The sequence below is a fragment of the Micromonospora sp. BL1 genome (assembly GCF_003667485.1).
Taxonomy (GTDB): Bacteria; Actinomycetota; Actinomycetes; order Mycobacteriales; family Micromonosporaceae; genus Micromonospora; species Micromonospora tulbaghiae.
Genome location: NZ_RCVK01000054.1, coordinates 1 through 1212, shown reverse-complemented (window position 1 = coordinate 1212; position 1212 = coordinate 1). Strand labels below are relative to the sequence as shown.

At 70.0% G+C, this 1212-nt stretch carries 1 protein-coding gene; it reads right to left on the bottom strand.

Features of this window, described 5'->3' with window-relative positions:
* Positions 1–12: 12 nt before the first annotated feature.
* Positions 13–1212: right-handed parallel beta-helix repeat-containing protein (locus EAD96_RS00265; protein ID WP_199733024.1), on the bottom strand; the 1200-nt coding region annotated here is incomplete at its 5' end.

Here is a 1212-nt window from a genome sequence, read left to right as displayed (position 1 = left end):
GTAGAGGGCGGGTTAGAGGGAGACGGGGCGGCCTCCCAGGGTTACCGTCAGGCGGCCGTCGGTGGTGGTGAAGGACCAGGCGAGGGCGCCGGAGTACGTGGCGCAGCGGGAGCCGTTGGTGCCGGACCAGAACTGGTTCGAGCCGTCCACGTTGCCGACCGTCTTGTCGTTGGAACCGCTGCCGGCGAAGCGGCAGGACGTGTTGCTCCGGAAGACCGAGGTGCCGGCGTCGAACGAGAAGTTGCGTTCGGTGTTGTCGATGCTCAGGTTGTTCGAGATCGTCATGGTGCCCGGGTTGCGGTTGTACGTGAACCCGTGCTTGCCGTTGCGGTACGCGATGGTGCGCCGGACGGTGTGGTTGACCGCGATGTCCTCGCCGCCGAGCTTGAAGCCGTTGCGGTCGCCGTTGCCGTTCTGCGTGCCGTTGCTCAGCGTGCCGTTGCTGTACGCGAGCGAGTCCTCGATGGTCACCGCGCCGATCGCGCCGGTGTCGGACTTCGTGTAGAGGTCCCACCCGTCGTCGATGTTGTGGTGCGACACCGCGTACCGGAAGACGTTGCCGCCGCCGACGGTGAGCTTGGCCGCGAAGCCGTCGGCGTCCTCGCCGTCGGAGTCGGCGTTGTCGTGCGACTCCACGCTGACCATCAGGTTGTTCGCGGGCCACTGGTCGCGCGGCGTGCTGGAGGCGATCCGGGACAGTTGCAGCCCGGTGTCGCGGTTGAAGCGGGTCACCGTGCGCTCGATGATGTTGTTGCTGCCGCCGACGAAGATCCCGTTGTCACCGGCCCGCTCCACCACGAGCCCGCGCACGTGCCAGTACGAGGCGTTGAGCGCCAGTCCCCGGTTGGCCGGGTCCTCGCTCATCGCCGAGAAGTTCAGGATCGGCGTCTCGCCCGGGTAGGCGTACAGGTTCTTGCGGGCGCTCGACGTGCCGTTGTTGCCGGCGGCGACGGTGACCGTCTGGGACAGGTTGTACGTGCCGCCGCGCAGGTAGATCGTGCCGCCCGCGCCGACCCGGGTGATCGCCGCGGCGATCGTGGTGGGGCTGGCCTGGGTGCCGGCGGCCCCGGCGGTGCCGTTCGGCGCGGCGTAGATCGCACCGCCGGTCGGCGGAGGCGTGCTGGGCGGAGGCGTGCTCGGTGGCGGGCTGCTCGGCGGCGGGCTGCTGGGCGGAGGCGTGCTCGGCGGGGCGCTGCTCGGCGCGGTGCTGGC